At 44.3% G+C, this 17524-nt stretch carries 13 protein-coding genes; 7 read left to right on the forward strand and 6 right to left on the reverse strand.

Annotated features, from left to right (window positions below):
• Positions 1 to 268: 268 nt before the first annotated feature.
• From PAE54_RS10900 to yccS, 4 genes are all read right to left on the reverse strand, one after another.
• Positions 269 to 1072 (reverse strand): YdcF family protein, encoded by an 804-nt coding sequence (locus PAE54_RS10900; RefSeq protein ID WP_326519458.1) that lies wholly within the window; start codon positions 1070 to 1072, stop codon positions 269 to 271.
• Positions 1073 to 1160: 88 nt separating this feature from the next.
• Positions 1161 to 3704, reverse strand: a complete 2544-nt coding sequence (locus PAE54_RS10905; protein WP_326519459.1) for a PepSY domain-containing protein — start codon at positions 3702 to 3704, stop codon at positions 1161 to 1163.
• Between the two features lie 154 nt (positions 3705 to 3858).
• The gene (locus tag PAE54_RS10910) at positions 3859 to 4419 is read right to left on the reverse strand and encodes a YcxB family protein (protein WP_326519460.1); all 561 of its coding nucleotides are present in this window, start codon (positions 4417 to 4419) and stop codon (positions 3859 to 3861) included.
• 87 nt (positions 4420 to 4506) lie between these two features.
• Positions 4507 to 6681: a YccS family putative transporter gene (yccS, locus tag PAE54_RS10915; RefSeq protein WP_326519461.1), complete on the reverse strand. Its 2175-nt coding sequence runs from the start codon at positions 6679 to 6681 to the stop codon at positions 4507 to 4509.
• 140 nt (positions 6682 to 6821) lie between these two features.
• Between yccS and PAE54_RS10920 the strand changes: the two genes are divergently transcribed.
• Positions 6822 to 8042: a multidrug effflux MFS transporter gene (locus PAE54_RS10920; RefSeq protein WP_326519468.1), complete on the forward strand. Its 1221-nt coding sequence runs from the start codon at positions 6822 to 6824 to the stop codon at positions 8040 to 8042.
• Between the two features lie 55 nt (positions 8043 to 8097).
• Here the strand turns inward: PAE54_RS10920 and PAE54_RS10925 are convergent, their stop codons facing one another.
• A complete protein-coding gene (locus tag PAE54_RS10925; RefSeq protein ID WP_326519462.1) occupies positions 8098 to 8805 on the reverse strand; it encodes a nitroreductase in 708 nt (235 codons plus the stop codon).
• A 457-nt stretch (positions 8806 to 9262) separates the two neighbouring features.
• On the opposite strand from PAE54_RS10925, the gene PAE54_RS10930 reads away from it, so the two are divergent.
• The 3 genes from PAE54_RS10930 to gltS all read left to right on the forward strand — a co-directional run bounded on the left by PAE54_RS10930 (position 9263) and on the right by gltS (position 13593).
• Positions 9263 to 10585, forward strand: coding sequence for a DcaP family trimeric outer membrane transporter (locus PAE54_RS10930; RefSeq protein ID WP_442784398.1), 1323 nt, complete (start codon positions 9263 to 9265; stop codon positions 10583 to 10585).
• Positions 10586 to 10891: 306 nt separating this feature from the next.
• Positions 10892 to 12187 (forward strand): DcaP family trimeric outer membrane transporter, encoded by a 1296-nt coding sequence (locus PAE54_RS10935; RefSeq protein ID WP_326519464.1) that lies wholly within the window; start codon positions 10892 to 10894, stop codon positions 12185 to 12187.
• A 170-nt stretch (positions 12188 to 12357) separates the two neighbouring features.
• Positions 12358 to 13593, forward strand: coding sequence for a sodium/glutamate symporter (gltS, locus tag PAE54_RS10940; protein WP_326519465.1), 1236 nt, complete (start codon positions 12358 to 12360; stop codon positions 13591 to 13593).
• Positions 13594 to 13647: 54 nt separating this feature from the next.
• Here the strand turns inward: gltS and chrA are convergent, their stop codons facing one another.
• Positions 13648 to 14847: a chromate efflux transporter gene (gene chrA / locus PAE54_RS10945; protein WP_326519469.1), complete on the reverse strand. Its 1200-nt coding sequence runs from the start codon at positions 14845 to 14847 to the stop codon at positions 13648 to 13650.
• A 127-nt stretch (positions 14848 to 14974) separates the two neighbouring features.
• Here chrA and PAE54_RS10950 point away from each other — a divergent pair, with 127 nt between their 5' ends.
• From PAE54_RS10950 to PAE54_RS10960, 3 genes are all read left to right on the forward strand, one after another.
• The gene (locus PAE54_RS10950) at positions 14975 to 15991 is read left to right on the forward strand and encodes a patatin-like phospholipase family protein (RefSeq protein WP_326519466.1); all 1017 of its coding nucleotides are present in this window, start codon (positions 14975 to 14977) and stop codon (positions 15989 to 15991) included.
• Positions 15992 to 16281: 290 nt separating this feature from the next.
• Positions 16282 to 16458 carry a hypothetical protein gene (locus PAE54_RS10955; RefSeq protein ID WP_326519467.1) on the forward strand — a complete coding sequence of 59 codons (177 nt, stop codon included), beginning with the start codon at positions 16282 to 16284 and terminating at the stop codon, positions 16456 to 16458.
• A 428-nt stretch (positions 16459 to 16886) separates the two neighbouring features.
• The gene (locus PAE54_RS10960) at positions 16887 to 17411 is read left to right on the forward strand and encodes an acyl-CoA thioesterase (RefSeq protein WP_273777254.1); all 525 of its coding nucleotides are present in this window, start codon (positions 16887 to 16889) and stop codon (positions 17409 to 17411) included.
• Positions 17412 to 17524: the final 113 nt, after the last annotated feature.

Here is a 17524-nt window from a genome sequence, read left to right on the forward strand (position 1 = left end):
GCGCTTAGCTCAGTTGGTAGAGCGTCTGCCTTACAAGCAGAATGTCGGCGGTTCGATCCCGTCAGCGCCCACCATATCTTCCCGCATGAAATTCTTTCAACTATCAAAGCTTTTGGTTTTGATGGATTTTTTTATTTGTACTTTTGCATCTTCTTACTGTTTATTAATTTTCAATCGTCAAACGTTTTGTATAAATTCATTTTGAATGAACAATATTTGTTTTGGTTATTAAACTATAGATCAGGCGATTCAGCATAATTGATCTATCTTAGTATTCATTTAACAACCAGCCACTGATAAAAGCAAAGTATTCCCGCAGCCAGGCATTATAGCGATTCAAAAGAGGTGTCGGTGCACTGACCATAATGGGGTGTTGATAGCCCTGTTTTCGAGCAATCGCAGCTGCACGTAAGGTATGGAAATCGCTGGTGACAATCGCAATCGGCTTTTTGAGGGAAATATGCTGATTGTGCAAAATGACTTGTGTATTACGCAGGTTGAGCTCGGTACTGGTACTTTCGGTTTCCAGCTTGATTCGATGTGCGGGAATGTGAAAGGTGTGCTGTAAGTAGGCGGCCATAATCTCGGCCTCAGTTGCATGTTCACGGGTTGCCAAACCACCACTGACAATAATGTTTGCCTGCGGTTGTTGCGCGGCTAATGCAGCAGCGGTATTTAGACGTTGTGCCAAAATGGCAGAAGGCCGACCATTTTCAATGCCACTTCCCAAGACAATGATGGCTTTTAGCTTTGGAACATCGACTTGTTGTTGGATCTGTTGATGTAGATACACAAAAAAACTCAAGAGACTGATGACCCAAATGATCATTAATCCCCATCCCAGATGCCATAGCATTTTATAGCTTGGATGCTGGGCTAAAATGGCTTGAATCTGCTGATAGAAATAACTATAAGCTAGCAGAAAACCACCTAAAATTAGGGGCAGTAGGGTGCCTAAATGGATTTTATTTTGTACGGTGAAAAATAGGCCATCCAGGAACAATAGGCTACCAAACAATGCGGTCAGCATGCGTTTGATTTTGCTGGACAGAGAAAGCATCAGGGAGGTCATAGGCACCGCATCACTAAAAACAAAGGACAGTAAACAGGCGTAAAAAAACCGGGTTCATCGTACCCGGTTTTGCGTAGTCGTTGCAAAGTTAATAGACATCACGTCGATAACGTTGTGTTAAACGCAACTCTTCTAATGCTTCTTCACCCAGAATCTCGATTAAAGCGTGTTCTACGCCTTGAGCCATACCTTCCAGGCTACCGCAGATATAGATCACTGCACCACGATTGATCCAGGCTTTGAGTTCGCTGGCTTGTTCACGCAATTTGTCTTGTACATAAATCCGCTGTGGCTGATCGCGTGAGAAGGCAAGATCCAGACGTTTCAGCATAGCTGTGCTTTGCCAAGCCTGGATGGTCTCTCGATAGATAAAATCACAGGCTTGCTGGCGTTCACCAAAAATCAGCCAGTTTTCAGTGTAATTGAGGCGAACCCGTGCATGCATCAAGCTCATCAGTCCGGCGATCCCTGTTCCGTTGCCGATCAGGATCAGTGGGCGATTGTCATCGATCAGGTGAAAATTCGGATTGCTACGGATGCGTAGTGCAATCGGTTGATTGATGGCTGCATGGGCCGTTAACCAGCCTGAACCCAAGCCCAGTTCACCTTGGAGATTTTTCTGTTGACGGACCACCAAACGTAAAAGTTGTTGCGATGGAATGCTGGCAATGGAATATTCACGGCTTGGTAGTGTTGTCAGCTGATCAAGCAGTTCATCAAGATTTTGATAGGCTTGGACCGAGGCGCTCAGGTCTTTGGTTTTTAAGGCTTCTTGTAAAGGCAGATTGAGAGATGGCACCAAGGCTTGACCATCTAGTTGCTGTTGCTGAAGAAACGCATGGATACGGACCAATGCGTTTTCTGGCTGAATTTCGGCAATATCTCCGGCTTGCCATGAGACATCATGCTTTGCGCGTAACTCAATATTGTAAATAGCACCACCTAAGCTGCCTGGATTGAGCAAGTCACGTTTTTCCAGCGACCAGGTATCAAATACTTTATTCACCTGCATATCGGCCAGTTCGGTCTGGAAGAGTTCAGCTAAAGCCTGATTCCAGCATTGAAGCGCTACAGGATCTGCATTATCCACGGTGATCAAATCAAACAGTGGAGTGGCATGACAGGCTTGCAGCCATTCATCAACACGATAGCCAAATCGGCAATAGCTGTTGGTATATTCTTTGGAGCCCAAAGCTAAAATGGCGTAGTTGAGCTGTGCCAGGTCAGGTTGTTCCCGCATGGCTTTTTTGACAAAGCTTGTAGCCAGATCAGGAGCATCACCCGTACCATAGGTGCTGACCACAAACAGGATGTGCTGCTGCTGTTTGAGTTCTGTCAGGCTAAGCTGCTGCATGGATTTTACCTGAACAGCCTGGTTGGCAGCCTGCAAGCTGGTTGCTGTACGCCAGGCCAGTTGTTCGGCGAGCCCCGTCTGTGATGCATAGATGATCAACCAGGGCTGACGTGGATGTTTGAGGTCTGTTGAACTCAATGCCAGACGCGCGGCTTGGGTGAGCTTTTTCTGTTTGCGACGTTTTAAGTACAGCATCCAGCCGGTAATGAAAAACAGAGGCATCACCAATGCGGCCAACATGGCAAGGAACTGATAAACCGGTCCGAAAAAGCTACCACGGTGTACCGGCAACATGCTGGACATGATTTTTTCATTCAGCGGTTGTATTTCATAGAGTTTTAACTTTTCAATTTTTTCTGCACGATAATCGTAACTTGCCGTATTTTTTGCTCGTTCATGCTGTGGTGTGGCATCGATAAAGCTAACCTCGACTTTGCCATCATTTTTGGTAGGGATGTTGAGTGTTAGGCTGGAATATTCACGACCAATGTTTTGATTAAAACCACTCCAGGTCTGTTCTAATGCATAAGTGACCATCGGTAGAGGGAGGGCCTGTTTTGAGCCTTCATCCTTTTTTGCAGCTAGTGGTACTTCTTTGGGTATTTCACGTTGTACACCCAGTACTGCATACATCCCGTTGCGCCACCAGTCAAACGACCAATACAGCCCTGTCATGGCCAGCATCAGATAAAACACAATCACCCAGGTTCCTACCACCGCATGTAAATCCCACAGAAAATTGCGACCTTTAAGTTGCGGTTTAACAGCCAGCCATTGACGTACACTATGCTGTTTCGGCCAGCGTAGATATAAGCCACTCAGCACAAAGAAAATCAGTATTAGGGCACAAGAGCCAGTAATCAGTTTGCCTTGAGGCCCCAAGGTAAGGGTACGGTGCAGTTTTTCTACAAATTTGAAAAACTCGCGACCTTTCAACTCAGGCAACACTTCAGCCGTGTAAGGGTTAATCATCACCGCTAAACCACGTTTTTCTCCGGCTTTGGCGATATTGATCTGTGAAGAGGTGGTCTGGCTGCTGCTAATCGTCACACTGTTAATTTTCAGTTCAGGTTGGGTACGCTGAAAATGCTGATAAATCTGCGCTGGTGTCAGCTTTGGCTGTGTCTGGACAGTGACCACATAACTGTCTTGGTTGATCCATTTCAGTATTTGCGATTCATAGGAATAGATCGCCCCTGTGACGCCCATAATGGACAGGATCAGCCCGGCAGTAATCCCTAAAAACCAGTGAATTTGGAAAAATATTCTTTTAAGCATGAGTTAATGACCAGAAAAGCGGCATTGGGTAAGTACGGCTAAGCATAGAACGCAAATGTGCAGATAGTATGGATATTGTAATTAATACTAATTATCATTTGCAATACCGGTACATAAAAAAGGCCTCAAATGAGGCCTTTAAAATTGAGGATGCTTAAAAGGTTTTAGCAGGTCCTACAGTTTCATTCAGATGCTTGCGTACAGTATTGAATGGAAAGTTCTTTGAATCCATGCGCTTAGGCAAGATATAAGCCCCTTGTTGGTCTTTTACTTTGAAGTTGACCAAAATGAAATCCGGCGTGTTATACCACTCATAAATGTCTTTCCAGCCAATCGTACCCACACCTTCTTGACCGCCCAGCTGTTGACGCATCACGATTCCGTGTGGTTGTACCCCTAAGCGAATGCCTTTAATTTCCTGTACTGGAAATTCATTCATCTTACGTTTGACATACCATTCCAAACCGTAGGTACGTAACGCGTAATACAGCACCACACCCACGATGGCGATCCAGCAAAACAGGGTGGAGTAATTCTTGAGCAAGATAATGCCAAGAATAGATAAAGCCACAATCGCTCCCATGATGGCCCAGGCTTTTGTACCAATCTTGTTGGTACTGCGCCAGATCATCAGTTGCACGTTGCGTTGCTCAGCCTCGGAAACTTCATAATTCACTGGCTGAAGGGTATAAGCATAAATATTTTTTGCAGTCATAATGCATGTAACGAATCCTAAACTTTTCAAAGTTTAGCACTAATTTTCCTAATTCAGTGAGGATATTCTGCCAATTTTCTACCCACTTTAGATGGAACCCAGCTCGGAGGCTTGCGTGTCATGTTCATGGCTTAAGCTCTGCTTGAGCGTACTGAGTTGAGCAAGAATACTCAGCATCAGGGACAGCTGTTGCAGGATGATCAAGGAATGTTGATCGGCCTGGTTATTCTGGCTTAAACGCTGACGAATCGTCTGTAGCATGTTCTGTGCTGTCAAGTCGGGCGTCTCATCATGAAGTAGTGAACCCCGGATATCATCGAGAGCCTGATGCAGCAAGGCCAAGATTTCCGGATCCTGAATTTGCTGACGGTGTGCACCTAGAGCTGAAATGTAGCTCAAAAAAGTATGGTGCAAACACAAAAATTCAAAGGCCTGATTTTTCTGCGCTGGATCGAAATCCGGTTCAGTGGCCAAGGTTGAAATTAATGAAGCCACTTCAGCATCGGTATTGTTGGCTGCACGACGCACAACGCGGTATTGCAGCCCATTATTGCGGCCATGCTGATATTGCTGCACTACTTCGGTCAGGTAGTCACATTGAGCAGTGAGCGCACGTTTGATGGTGCGCGGTAAACGGCGGAATTGCCAGTCCGGCCAGATAAAGCTGACCCCAAACCAGGCTAGTCCACAGCCAATCAGGGTATCAATCAGGCGCGGTAATGCAGCAGCGAAGCCCAAGCCATCCAGATTGAAATTGATCATGGCCAAAATCGTCATGAAAGCTGTGGCCTGTGCGTACTGTTTACTGCGCAGTTCAAAGAACAGGGCACCACTTAAAATCAGCAGCAATAACTGACCTTCGATCGACGGGATAAAATACAGAACGGCATAACCGATGCTGATGCCGATTAAGGTGCCGATAATACGCAGATACAAGCGGCGTTTGGTGGCGTTAAAGTTCGGCTGGCTAACAAACAGGGCCGTCAACAGAATCCAGTAACCATACTGGATATCAGTGAGCTGAATAAACACATAACCAATAAACAGCACCAGTGACAGCCGTATGGCATGGCGGAATAACACAGATTCAGGAGTCAAATGCTGTTTGACCCGAATCACGATGTCATCCCAGCCTTTCAGATCATCATCTTTCAGCTGATTTTCAATATGTTTGCTTTTATCCAGCTTGATGTGGCGTTCGGTTTCCACATTACGCAGTTGTGCATCGATGGCTTTGAGGTTTTGATAGAGAGAAAACAGCGCATTGATCCAGATTTGGTCATATTGCTGTTCCTGTTGCAGTTTCTCTAAAGACTGACGCAGATTTTCAAAAGCATGCTTAAAACGTTTGTTATGTTGATAGGTAATGCGATGCAAGATGCTTTCGCTAAGATCCTTACAGGCTTTCCCTTGGATGGAGAGAATGCGCTGGAAGCGGAACAGGATGTCGCTGTGCTGAAAGATTTTCGCCAGTTTCTGGTAGTCAATATGGGCTGAGTCTGCCCGTTCATGAATATCTTGTGCCACGAAGTAATAATGCAGGCTGCGGCGGGTGTCTTTTTGTCCGCGGTCTCCCTTGAGGCGCGTGAGCAAGGCCGTTTTCATTTCATTAAAAATGCCGACCAAACGACCATTTTCCATCGACAGGTCAATCATGCTTTGCTGATAACTTTCTCGTGTCATGTCGACATCGAACAGATTGGACTTGGCAAACAGGAAATCGCCTAACGAAGAATAGCATTGGGATAGTTTGTCCTGTACCACCCTAACCGGAAACAGCAAGAAACTAATGGTGGAAAGCAGGCCATACCAAGCGGCGCCAATCACCAGCAGCATCGGTTGCATATACCATTCTTCGAATAGATGGACACCGAGCATGGAATAGACCGATACCACCAGACAGCCGTAAGAAATAATGGCGTAACGACGGCCCAATGAACCCAGTAAAATCCAGCCAATGCAGGACACAATCAAGCCAATCGCAAACAGTACCGGATAAGGAAACAAAAAATGGACAGACACTGCGGTCACAAAGAACCCAAGATAGGTGTAAATCAGGTTCATGATGCGCACGGAAAACCGGTCGTCAATATCACTCAAACCCGCAGCGACCACACCTAATGTCAGTGGGATGGTAGCGAGTTGATAGTCGAGCAGATAAGGCACAAACGCCGTACCACTAAACGCAATAATCATGCGCAGGTTATACATGAAGGTTGTGTTATAGGTCGCTTGTTTGAGACGAGTGAGCCAGGGTTTCAATGCATGTCCTTAATATAAAATAAAAGTTTAAAAATTAATCGGTTATTGTGCTGGTTATGTGACAATTCATTTATATATCGTGCTCATCATACTATGGAGCGTGTAAGCTTGTCTGCACGCCGATCATGCAAAACACCAATATGAATATTGAAAAATCTGATACGTCTACGGGATATTCTTCCAGCTGGATTATGTTGCTGGCTTTGCTCACGGCATTAGGTCCCTTATCGATAGATATGTACCTGCCAGCCTTGCCGCAAATGGCGAGTGACTTTGGCACCACGACCCAGCAAGTTGCCAATACTTTACCCGCTTATTTTTTGGGCTTAGCGGTGGGACAGTTGGTCTATGGCCCCATCAGTGACCGGATTGGACGTAAGAAACCCCTCTATTTTGGTTTGATTCTTTATAGTCTGGCGAGTCTGCTCTGTGTTCTGGCTGAAAGTGAATGGAGTTTGATTCTGGCGCGTGTTCTGCAAGCGCTCGGTGGCTGTGTAGGTGTGGTGATGGCACGTGCGGCAATTCGAGATCGGCTTGATCTGTCTCAATCCGCCCACGCTTTTGCTAGCATGATGATTGTGATGGGATTGGCACCTATTTTAGCACCGACCATTGGTGCGTGGATTTTGGCATTTTTTAGTTGGCATGCCGTCTTTGTCGTACTGGCCATGATGGGGCTAGTCTGTTTGGGCTGTGTGCATTTTTTCTTTAAGGAAACTTTGCCAGCGGATCGCCGTCTAAAATTAAATTTCAGTCAGGTAGCCCGTCTCTATATGACGATTTTACTGGATCGCAGTTTTCGTTTACCGATGCTTGCAGGCTGTTTCAGTGGTGCAGTGCTTTTCTCCTATATCAGTTCGGCATCCTCGATTCTGATGGATGGCTATCATTTGTCACAGCAGCAGTTTGCCTATGCCTTTGGTATCAATGCTTTTGGCATCATGCTGTTATCTTTTATCAATAAACGTTTGGCTGGACATCTGGGAGTATTGCAACGACTTTGTGTGGGCGTGCTCATTCAATTATTAGGAGCCGTTATTTTGTTTGCTGTTGGGTTGCAATGGCTGCATTCTTTTGTTGGGGTCATGGTGGGAATGTTTATGGCGGTTGCCGGAATTGGCTTTACCGGTCCTAATGCAACCGCGCTGGCAATGTCTCAGCAGGGAGCGCGTGCGGGAACGGCAAGTGCGATTATGGGTAGCCTGCAGTTTGGCTGTGGGCTACTTGGTGGGGTCTTGTTAAATATTTTGAGCTGGAATGCGGTATTGAATGTTGCTGTCATCATGTTGATATTCTTAGCTATTGGAGGAATAGCCATATCGGCTTTGATTCGTGATCAGCATTTACAATCAACCATCTGAATCAATTAAGAATGTTGAAAAAGAGACACAGGCTGTGTCTCTTTTACATATTGGCTTAGTTATCCAAAAATACAGTGAAGTTTTCGACCGGTTCACGTGGGGTCACTAAGGTATTTACAATCGCCTCGGGATCTGCATAACCCAAGGCAATGGTACAGACCAGCTCTTCATCTTCAGGTGCAGCGAGTACATCCAGTACAATCGGGTGGAAATGGTTCCACGCGGCCTGAGGGCAGGTATCCAGACCGCGGGCCTTAGCAGCCGTCATGACATTTTGCATCATCATGGCAATGTCCATTTTTGAGCCAATTCCCATGGCTTTATTCACCGTAAAGTATAGGCCAACTGGCGCATCGAATAATTTGAAGTTACGCAATTGTTGTGCTGACATTTTGTCCTTATCACCTTTTTGGATGTTGAGCAGGCCGTATAGCGCCCAGCCATTTTCCCGACGACGGTCAATAAACGGCGAAATCCAGGTATGAGGATAGTAGGCAAAAGTTTCTGTGTATTCTGAGGCTAGGGCTGGATTAGCATTGATTTCAAGTTGTGCCTGACAGACACGCTCGATCATTTCCTCGCGTTTTTTGCCTGTGACCACATAGACTTTCCAGGGCTGAGTATTGGTGCCCGAAGGTGCACGACTGGCTACACGAAGAATATCTTTAATTAGCTCAGGCTCTACTGGTTGGTTTAGAAAAGCGCGAACTGAATGTCGAGAGGTGATAGCTTCATCGACGTAGCGAACCTGCTCCAAGTTCATAAATACTCCTGTTTTTTCATTTGATACGTTGTTTTGCATCAGACTATAAGTGATTTATCTGCTTGTGAAGACTTTTTTTTGTGTAAAAAAACTGCAAGACATGCCTTAAATCTGGGTCTAAATGTATAGCTTAAAGGTATTCGATGAAATATTTTGTTTAAACTTTAAGCTTGTTTTAATCTTTTTTAGTGTAAGCAAGATTGTGAACTTTTTGTTTTTAACTAATTGTTATTCATATTAAATTATGTTTTAAAAGTTGTTTTTTAGTCGCAAGAATAGCGTGATCCAATAGTGAAAATATGGAGGAAATGTGAGTGTAATGCGACCAAAGGCTAGTGCGACTTTTGGATGATATGGCTAGAGTTTGTGCATTTTCTGGGGTAAAAATAAGGCAAGGATAATGTTCAGTGGAATGAACAATACCAACAACAAATTTTCGAGAGAAAGGAAACGCAGGATGAAAATTCAGTCTAAAGCTTTGGCTGTAAATACTCTTACTTTAGCAGTCGCTATGGGTATGGCGACTATGGCTCAAGCGAATGGTTCAAATACGGAAGTTGAACAGTTACGCGGTGAAGTCAAAGAATTACGCGCATTACTTGAGCAATATGTTGCAGCGAAACCTGCTGTCAGCATGCCGGCTCCAGGCACACCAGCACAAAATTACCCAGCTCCTGCAGCAGCGCCAAAAGCAAATGGTTTAAGCTTCACGACTCCATCAGGTACCGAAGTGAAATTCTACGGTAACATCCGTGCCGATGTTGCTTACCAAGCTGAAGGTGGTAGTACTACGCGTATGTATAACCAGATTAGCAGTGTACCTTTAAACAATGAAGTTGGTGTTACAGAAGCAAGTGACCGTTTGAAAACTACGCTCAACTCATCGCGTTTTGGTTTTGACTTTAAAACTCCAACACAAGCGGGTGATGTGGCTGGTAAGTTAGAGATGGACTTCGTTGGTGGTGCTTCAACTGCTGATCAATTCCGTATTCGTCATGCGTATATGACGTATGGCAACTGGTTGGTGGGTCAAACCTGGTCTAACTTTGCGATTACCGACTATATGCCGGAAACGATTGATGCTTTAGGTTATGTTGGTGGTGCTGTAAAACGTACACCACAGGTACGTTATACAAAAACAGTAAATCCAAATACTAACTTTGCTGTAGCAATCGAAGACTCGAAATATTCTGATACTGTAGATCCAGGTAATGAAATGCGTTTACCTGTACTAACGGCTCGTTTAAACCAGAAGTTTGCCAATGGCGCGGGGATTATCACACCGCGTGTAATGGTTACTGAAAAGAAAACTGCTTCGGATGAGATTACAGCGTGGGGTGCTGGTTTAGGGATGAAATATAACCTAACCCCATCGACAACTTTAAAAGCAGATTACTATCATGTAAAAGGGGATAGTAGCTTCGTATCATGGTCAAACCCAAGTTATGTTGTTGAAACTGATGGTGATATGGTTGAAAACGAATTCGATTCAATCACTGTTGGTCTAACACAACAGTTCACTCCAAAGTGGCGCGGTACCCTTGGCTATGGTTATATGAAGATGGATGATAATAAAGAATATCAGTTAGCTAATGGTACTACTGATACTAAAAAGAACGCTATTAATGAAAACTTGTGGCAAGGTTGGGCAAACGTGTTCTATAGCCCTGTGAAGCCTTTGAGCTTCGGTCTTGAATATGTGTACGGTGAGCGTGAAACCTTTGAAGGTAAAACTGGCGAAGACAACCGCGTTCAAGCAACTGCAATTTATAACTTCTAATCATTTGATTGTAAGTTAAGTACAAACAAAAAAGAGGCTCCGGCCTCTTTTTTTACGTTCTACGACTAATTTATTAGATGGTTTTTAGGTTTTTGATTCATAAAAAGAAAAAATAATATTTTGTATAATTTTATAAGAATCTTTTAATTTAAATTTAACAAACGGTAAAAATATGGAGTAATTTTGCGCATAATACGGCCTTTTTCTCTGATCTGAAACCAAGGAACAGAGTAAAACCTTGATGTCTTATTGTTTTGAAAGCCCAAAACAATAAGAAAAACCGGAATGCGTTAAAAGGAGCTTCGCATGAGTTTACCCCTCAGTCAAAAGCGATTAATGCAACAAAGCCTGAAAATTACCGTTGTGACTTTGTTGATGAATACTGCCCATGCCACATCTGAACAGGATGAATTGCAGCAGTTAAAAATGGAAGTGAAAGAGCTCAGAACACTGATCGAGCGTTATCAAGCACAAACCGTACAAACCAATACCTCAGCACAAGTTGTATTGCCCTCCGCAGTCAAATCTGCCCCTCTTCAAGCGACGTCTTCCGCTGTAAAAGAAGGTCTACAACTCACGACTGCTGCAGGCTCAGACTTCAATTTATATGGATTTTTACGTGCAGACGTTCAATATCAGGTCGAAGGTGGTTCCTCAATTTTTAACCGTATTGACGATGTTGCATTAGATGATGCACATCAAGATAAAATGTACAGCTCAGTGGCAACGAGCCGCCTAGGTCTAGATTTTAACAAGCAGCTGGGCCAAGATAAAGTGGGTGGAAAGATCGAAGTCGACTTCCGTGGTAGCAATGATACCTTGCGCATCCGCCATGCCTATCTAACTTACAATAACTGGCTCTTCGGTCAAACCACCTCAACCTTTGTGGCAACGGATTTAATGCCAGAAATGCTGGATTTTAATACAAATTTGGGTGGTGCCACTTATCGCAACAAGATGGTTCGTTACCAGAATAAAATCACCCCGCAAACCGAATATTTCGTTGCATTAGAAGAAGCCAATGATGGTTTGAGTAGTACCAAAACCAGTATTCCTGCATTAACAGCAAAACTGAAATATAACTTTGCAGACCATAAAGGAACATCGTCTCTGAGAGGTTTAGTGACCGAACGTAAGACAGAAGACGATTCAACCCTCGCGTGGGGCGTGGGTCTGGGAGCAGCGTATCAGCTGAGCAATGATCTGCGTATTATGGCAGATTACTATCATGTAGAAGGAGATGGAAAATTCGTCCTGTATAGTAATGATAGCTACCTGATTCACCCTGCAACACAAAAGATCGAGAAAAATGTGTTTGATTCAGTGGCGGTGGGTGCAACGTATCAGTTGAACAGTAAACTGCGAAGCACGCTGGGCTATGGTGTAATGCTGTCTGAGGACAATGCATTTGCCCAAATTGCACTGCAAAAAGAGGATAGCAATCAAAACCAACGCTTACAGCAAGCATGGTTCAATATTATGTATTCTCCTGTCAATCCGCTGACATTTGGTGTGGAGTATGTCTATGGTGAACGTGAAACCTTTACCGGTGAAAAAGGTCAAGACAATCGTGTAGGTGCCATGGCGAAATATACCTTCTAAGGGTGATAAGGCGAACATTGCCCTCACCCACGCCATCTAACGATATTTTCTAAACTTTTTGTATTTGTTCTGACCTGTTCAACACGGTTTGGCCCGATTCTGCAGCGTTTCCGCTGCAATTGGTCAAATCTCTGTATGGGCCAGATCAAAGATCATAATGGACAGATGTCATGCAATTTACCTTTAATGCATTTTATACCTTGATTGCTGCTGTCATCGTGCTACTGCTCGGACGTTTGCTGGTCAATAAGATTGATTTTTTGAAACGTTACAATATTCCTGAGCCTGTCGCCGGTGGTTTAGTGGCTGCTGTACTTTCCCTGATAGTTTATAACGTTTGGGGATATAGCATTGTGACCAGTAGCGAGCTGCAAAGCAGCTTTATGCTGATTTTTTTTGCTTCCATTGGTTTGAGCGCGAACTTTGCCAAACTGAAACAAGGTGGCATGGGATTGGTTATATTCCTTATTGCGGTGGCCGCATTTATTGTGGTGCAAGACTTCGTGGGCATGAGCCTTGCGACCCTATTGGGCGTGGATCCACTAATTGGCTTGATCGCAGGTTCGATTACCTTAACTGGAGGTCACGGCACTGCAGGAGCTTGGGGCGAAATTCTGGAAGTGGAACATGGGATTCAAGGTGCCTTGGCCCTCGGGATGGCCAGCGCCACTTTTGGTCTGATTATCGGTGGTATTATTGGTGGCCCACTTGCCAAACTGTTGATTAATCGCCATGGTCTGGCACAAGCCAAAACTGAAGCGCAAATTCATTATCGGGATACCCATCCTGCACCAGAATCAGACGATCTGGCCCCATTTGAAAACCCGCATCAGGTTCGTTTAATTACTGCAGATAATGCCATTACCACTTTGGGGATGTTTGCGGCATGTCTGGCATTTGCCGATTTCATGACCGGGATGAGTAAAGGTACCTGGTATGAATTGCCAACTTTTGTCTGGGCCTTGGGTGGCGGCGTCATCCTGCGTAATATCATGGAGTCTGGTTGTAAGATTGACATCTTTGACCGAGCGATTGATGTGTTTGGTAATGCCTCTTTGTCTTTATATCTGGCAATGGCATTGTTATCACTGAAACTCTGGCAACTGGCTGATCTGGCAGGACCATTGGTGGTGATTCTTGGAGCACAAACCATCACGATGGCACTCTATGCGAGTTTTGTCACGTTCCGGGCAATGGGTAAAAATTATGATGCGGCTGTATTGGCGGCTGGACATTGTGGTTTTGGTATGGGGGCAACACCAACTGCCGTAGCCAATATGCAAGCGATTACCAACATGTATGGTCCTTCGCATAAGGCTTTCCTGATTGTACCGTTGTGTGGTGCGTTCTTTGTGGACTTGATTAATGCGACAGTGATTCAGTTGATCTTGAAGTTTTTTGTCTAAGTTCAACATCAAGCCCCTCATGTAGGGGCTTTTTTAATGGGGGTATTAGGTACTTTATATCCAAAATTGTAGTAATAGATACAGCAAGAAACTGCCTGGAATACTAATCAGTACAGGTAGCTTGGTTTTAAGTAAGGCGATGACCAACACCACGAACAGCAGATCTGACCAATGACGGATCTGATTTATCCCCATCGAGATGACCATGGCAAACAGTAAACCGACCACGGCTGCATTAATACCCGTTACGGCTTTTTGAATTTTTGCTTGGGCCATAAAACGAGACCAGTAGGGCAACAAGGCAAAAATCAGTAAAAAAGACGGAAGAAAAATCGCAAGGGTGGCGATTGCCGCATTGAGCAGTGGAAAAGGCGTCATTGGAATAAATGTCCCAATGAAACTGGCAAAGGTAAACAATGGACCCGGAATCAACTGTGCCAAGGCATAACCTAAGTCAAATTGCTGGGCAGGGATCAGATGGGTACTGACAAACTGTTGATGTAACAGGGGTAAAACCACATGTCCACCGCCAAAGACCAAAGCCGCAGTTTGATAAAAGCCTTGTATGCTCTCGATCAACAGGCTAGGTGTGAATCCTTGCAGTAGGGCAAAGACTACAAACAGTGCAAAGAACAGGAACAGCCACCACCACGCCCGATGATGTTTGGATTGAGACTGCAGGATCTGGAGAGATAGAGCTTCACGGTTGGTTAGATTGTTCTGTTTGGAGAAGGTGACTCCCAACAACGCAGCGACCAGAATGACAAGAATCTGATTGATGGCGATCGGAACCAGTAAAATAAACAGGGTGGCTACCAACATCAGCAGATAATGCCAGGTCTGTTTGCAGAAGCTGGTCAGCATTTGCCAGAACGCGACAGTCACAACAGCCATGACAATCAACTGGATCGCATGAAAGGCATCGAGATGAATCAGATCACTGACCTGATAGCTGAGCAAGGCAAAGATGTTCATGAGCAGGGCTGATGGGAGGGTAAAGCCCAGCCATGCACAAAATCCACCAGCATAACTTTTTTGCAGATAACCAATCCCGATCCCAACCTGACTACTGGTTGGACCTGGCAACAGCTGAGCTAATGCAACCAGTTGTGCATATTCGGTATCCTGTAGCCATTGTCGCTGTTGCACAAATACCTGATGAAAAAATACCAGGTGTGCAGCCGGGCCACCAAAAGAGGTGCACCCTAATTTCAAAAAGGTCAAGAAAATTTGCCAGAGGGTTGGGGTCATGATTATGACTTTTGTTTAGCTTAAATCTTTGGCAGTATAAAAAGAGAAGATGACGATTTAAATAAATACAACAGAGAAGTCATCATCTTCTCCGTACACTCGGGCTGCAAAATGAAGAGGTGCTTCAAGCATGAAACAGATGAAATTATGGGTACTGGGATTCTCGATGGCACTTGCAGGCTGTCAACAGTTGCCTGTGACATCTGCAAGTGTGGCTGCACCATTGATAAAATCAACGGAAAGCACTGAAGCACAGTCACGTCCTCACCAGATTGATTTCCAAAAAATCAAACAACAGCAAAAACGCCCGATCATCGCTTTAGTGTTGGGAAGTGGTGGCGCACGTGGCTATGCCCATATCGGGGTGATTCAAGTTTTAGAGCAGTATGGCATCCGTCCTGATTTTATTGTCGGAACCAGTGCAGGCAGTATTGTCGGCTCGATATACGCCAGTGGTAAAAATGCAGCCGAATTGCGAGAAATCGCATTAAACATGAAACCTGCAGATGTGCGTGATCTCACTTTGGCCAAAAAAGGCTTTTTTGATGGCCAGAAAATTGAAGATTATGTGAATGCACAGGTGAGTACTACGCCGTTGCAGCAGCTCAAGATTCCGATGTATGTGGTGGCGACCCAGTTAAAAGCAGGCAAAAAAGTCGTATTTAATTATGGCAATACTGGTCAGGCTGTGCGTGCTTCTGTGGCGATTCCGAGCATGTTTGTGCCTACACAGATTGCTGGTGAAGAATATGTTGATGGTGGCCTGGTGAGTCCGGTACCGGTTGAAGTGGCGCGGGAATTGGGTGCGGACATGATTATTGCCGTGGATATTCTGGCTCAGCCGATCCATACCGAGACCACCAATATGTGGGGGCTGTTTAACCAGAATATCAATATCATGCAAAATCGTCTGGCAACCGAAGAGTTGCAATATGCCGATATCGTGATTCAGCCGGATCTGCGTGAAAAGGCTCATATCTTTGATGTCAAAGGCCGTGAAGCGACCATGCAGGCCGGTATTGAAGCGGCAATGGCCAAAATCGCTGCCATTGAAATGAGTTTGGCAAGTAAACAGGGACAGCCGGTTAAAAGTTTGAAGGGTTTGACGGCACAAAACCAGACGATAGATCCTTTATTGGCGAAATAAAACCCTCTGCGTGGCTGAACAATTACTCAAGTATATGATCAGTCACGTTTAGATGAATCTTGTTTAAGTATTTGATCATTCAGGGATTTCACAAGCCAAAATGGCTCTTGATCTGTGTGTTGGCTTTCTTGTAGGTATGCTTTTTATTCATATGCATGCGCTTATATTTACCCTGAGCCATAACCTGTTTATACTTTCCACTATCCACCATGCGGTTTAAAACGGCTCATGAAAAACCCATGATGTATTGAATCTGCATAATATCAAGACATTAAAAAACAGGTTCAATCATGAAGAATATCCAAATCGGTCAAAAGGTCAAACTGGCGATGATGGAGCATCTGGAGTTTGAAGTGATCAAGATGAATCCGGATGGTTCTTTCCAGATCCAAGCACGTTTAGATGACAACAATGTCTTACACTACAGTGACATTACTGCCGAAATGTTGTGTGTGATTGACGGGTAAAAACACTGCTCAGGGTAGTCATCATCCATAGAGCGCAGCAGGATTATTTGTTCGATCGTTCATCCTCAGCGCTGACTCTTGTTGAATTAAAAATGCGAGACAGGGTCAATTATTTTAGAAGTTAAAAACGCTGGTGTTGAGTATTTACCTGCAATATAGAGAAGGCTTGAGTCAATGAAGCCATCTCTCATGCCATGCAGCAGATCGTTGGATTTAATTGTATTATTTTTAATCTATATTAAAATAACAAATAAAAATCAAATAGTTGGATTTATTTTTCTAGTCTTTTTATATATTTTCCTGAACAATAGTATGAAAAGAATAAGAAATGATGATGACAATTTTTAGGATTTCACATGTTTTTTAAAGGAAAAAAGATATAATACTAAAGCAGTATTTCCTTATTATTGAATTGAGCCTCGTCAACCATGTCCCCTTTAGATCAACTTACCCAGATCCTAGACGATCAGTCCGAGTTAACAATGTCCATTCTTATGACGCCAGATATGGCAAATTTCTCAGGGAATGTGCATGGGGGAACAATTTTAAAGTTACTCGATCAGGTGGCTTATGCGTGTGCCAGCCGCTATTCAGGTAGCTATGTGGTAACTTTGTCCGTGGATAAAGTGACGTTTAAAGAACCGATCTATGTTGGTGAGTTGGTGACCTTCTTGGCCAGTGTCAACCACGTCGGTCGTACTTCGATGGAAATCGGCATCCGTGTCGAAGCGCAAAATATTCAAAAACGCACAGTACGCCATACCAACAGCTGCTATTTCACCATGGTTGCGGTGGATGAAGACCGTAAACCACGTGAAGTGCCTGCATTAAACTTGGATAATGATTGGAAACGTTGCCGTTTTGAAGCCGCTGAACAACGTAAGGTGCTACGCTTGCAGGAAAATCACCATCCGTCTTGCAGTATCCATAAAAAGAGTGCTGTGCAATCTTAAAGCACTGTAGATTTCTAAAAAAGGCCTTCATGAGAATAATGCCAGTCAGTTAAGCAACATTTAGCAAAATGCTGTAAAAATGAGTGTATATAAATACGCTCATTTTTTTTATG

It is taken from the genome of Acinetobacter minutum, assembly GCF_035916735.1.
Classification (GTDB): Bacteria; Pseudomonadota; Gammaproteobacteria; order Pseudomonadales; family Moraxellaceae; genus Acinetobacter.

What these genes read in the sequence shown, in the direction of transcription:
- PAE54_RS10900 (WP_326519458.1), bottom strand. Translation starts at nt 1,072, where the DNA reads ATGACCTCCCTGATGCTTTCTCTGTCCAGCAAAATCAAACGCATGCTG.
- PAE54_RS10935 (WP_326519464.1), top strand. Translation starts at nt 10,892, where the DNA reads ATGAGTTTACCCCTCAGTCAAAAGCGATTAATGCAACAAAGCCTGAAA.
- PAE54_RS10920 (WP_326519468.1), top strand. Translation starts at nt 6,822, where the DNA reads ATGAATATTGAAAAATCTGATACGTCTACGGGATATTCTTCCAGCTGG.
- PAE54_RS10950 (WP_326519466.1), top strand. Translation starts at nt 14,975, where the DNA reads ATGAAACAGATGAAATTATGGGTACTGGGATTCTCGATGGCACTTGCA.
- PAE54_RS10925 (WP_326519462.1), bottom strand. Translation starts at nt 8,805, where the DNA reads ATGAACTTGGAGCAGGTTCGCTACGTCGATGAAGCTATCACCTCTCGA.
- PAE54_RS10910 (WP_326519460.1), bottom strand. Translation starts at nt 4,419, where the DNA reads ATGACTGCAAAAAATATTTATGCTTATACCCTTCAGCCAGTGAATTAT.
- gltS (WP_326519465.1), top strand. Translation starts at nt 12,358, where the DNA reads ATGCAATTTACCTTTAATGCATTTTATACCTTGATTGCTGCTGTCATC.
- PAE54_RS10960 (WP_273777254.1), top strand. Translation starts at nt 16,887, where the DNA reads ATGTCCCCTTTAGATCAACTTACCCAGATCCTAGACGATCAGTCCGAG.
- PAE54_RS10930 (WP_442784398.1), top strand. Translation starts at nt 9,263, where the DNA reads ATGAAAATTCAGTCTAAAGCTTTGGCTGTAAATACTCTTACTTTAGCA.
- PAE54_RS10955 (WP_326519467.1), top strand. Translation starts at nt 16,282, where the DNA reads ATGAAGAATATCCAAATCGGTCAAAAGGTCAAACTGGCGATGATGGAG.
- PAE54_RS10905 (WP_326519459.1), bottom strand. Translation starts at nt 3,704, where the DNA reads ATGCTTAAAAGAATATTTTTCCAAATTCACTGGTTTTTAGGGATTACT.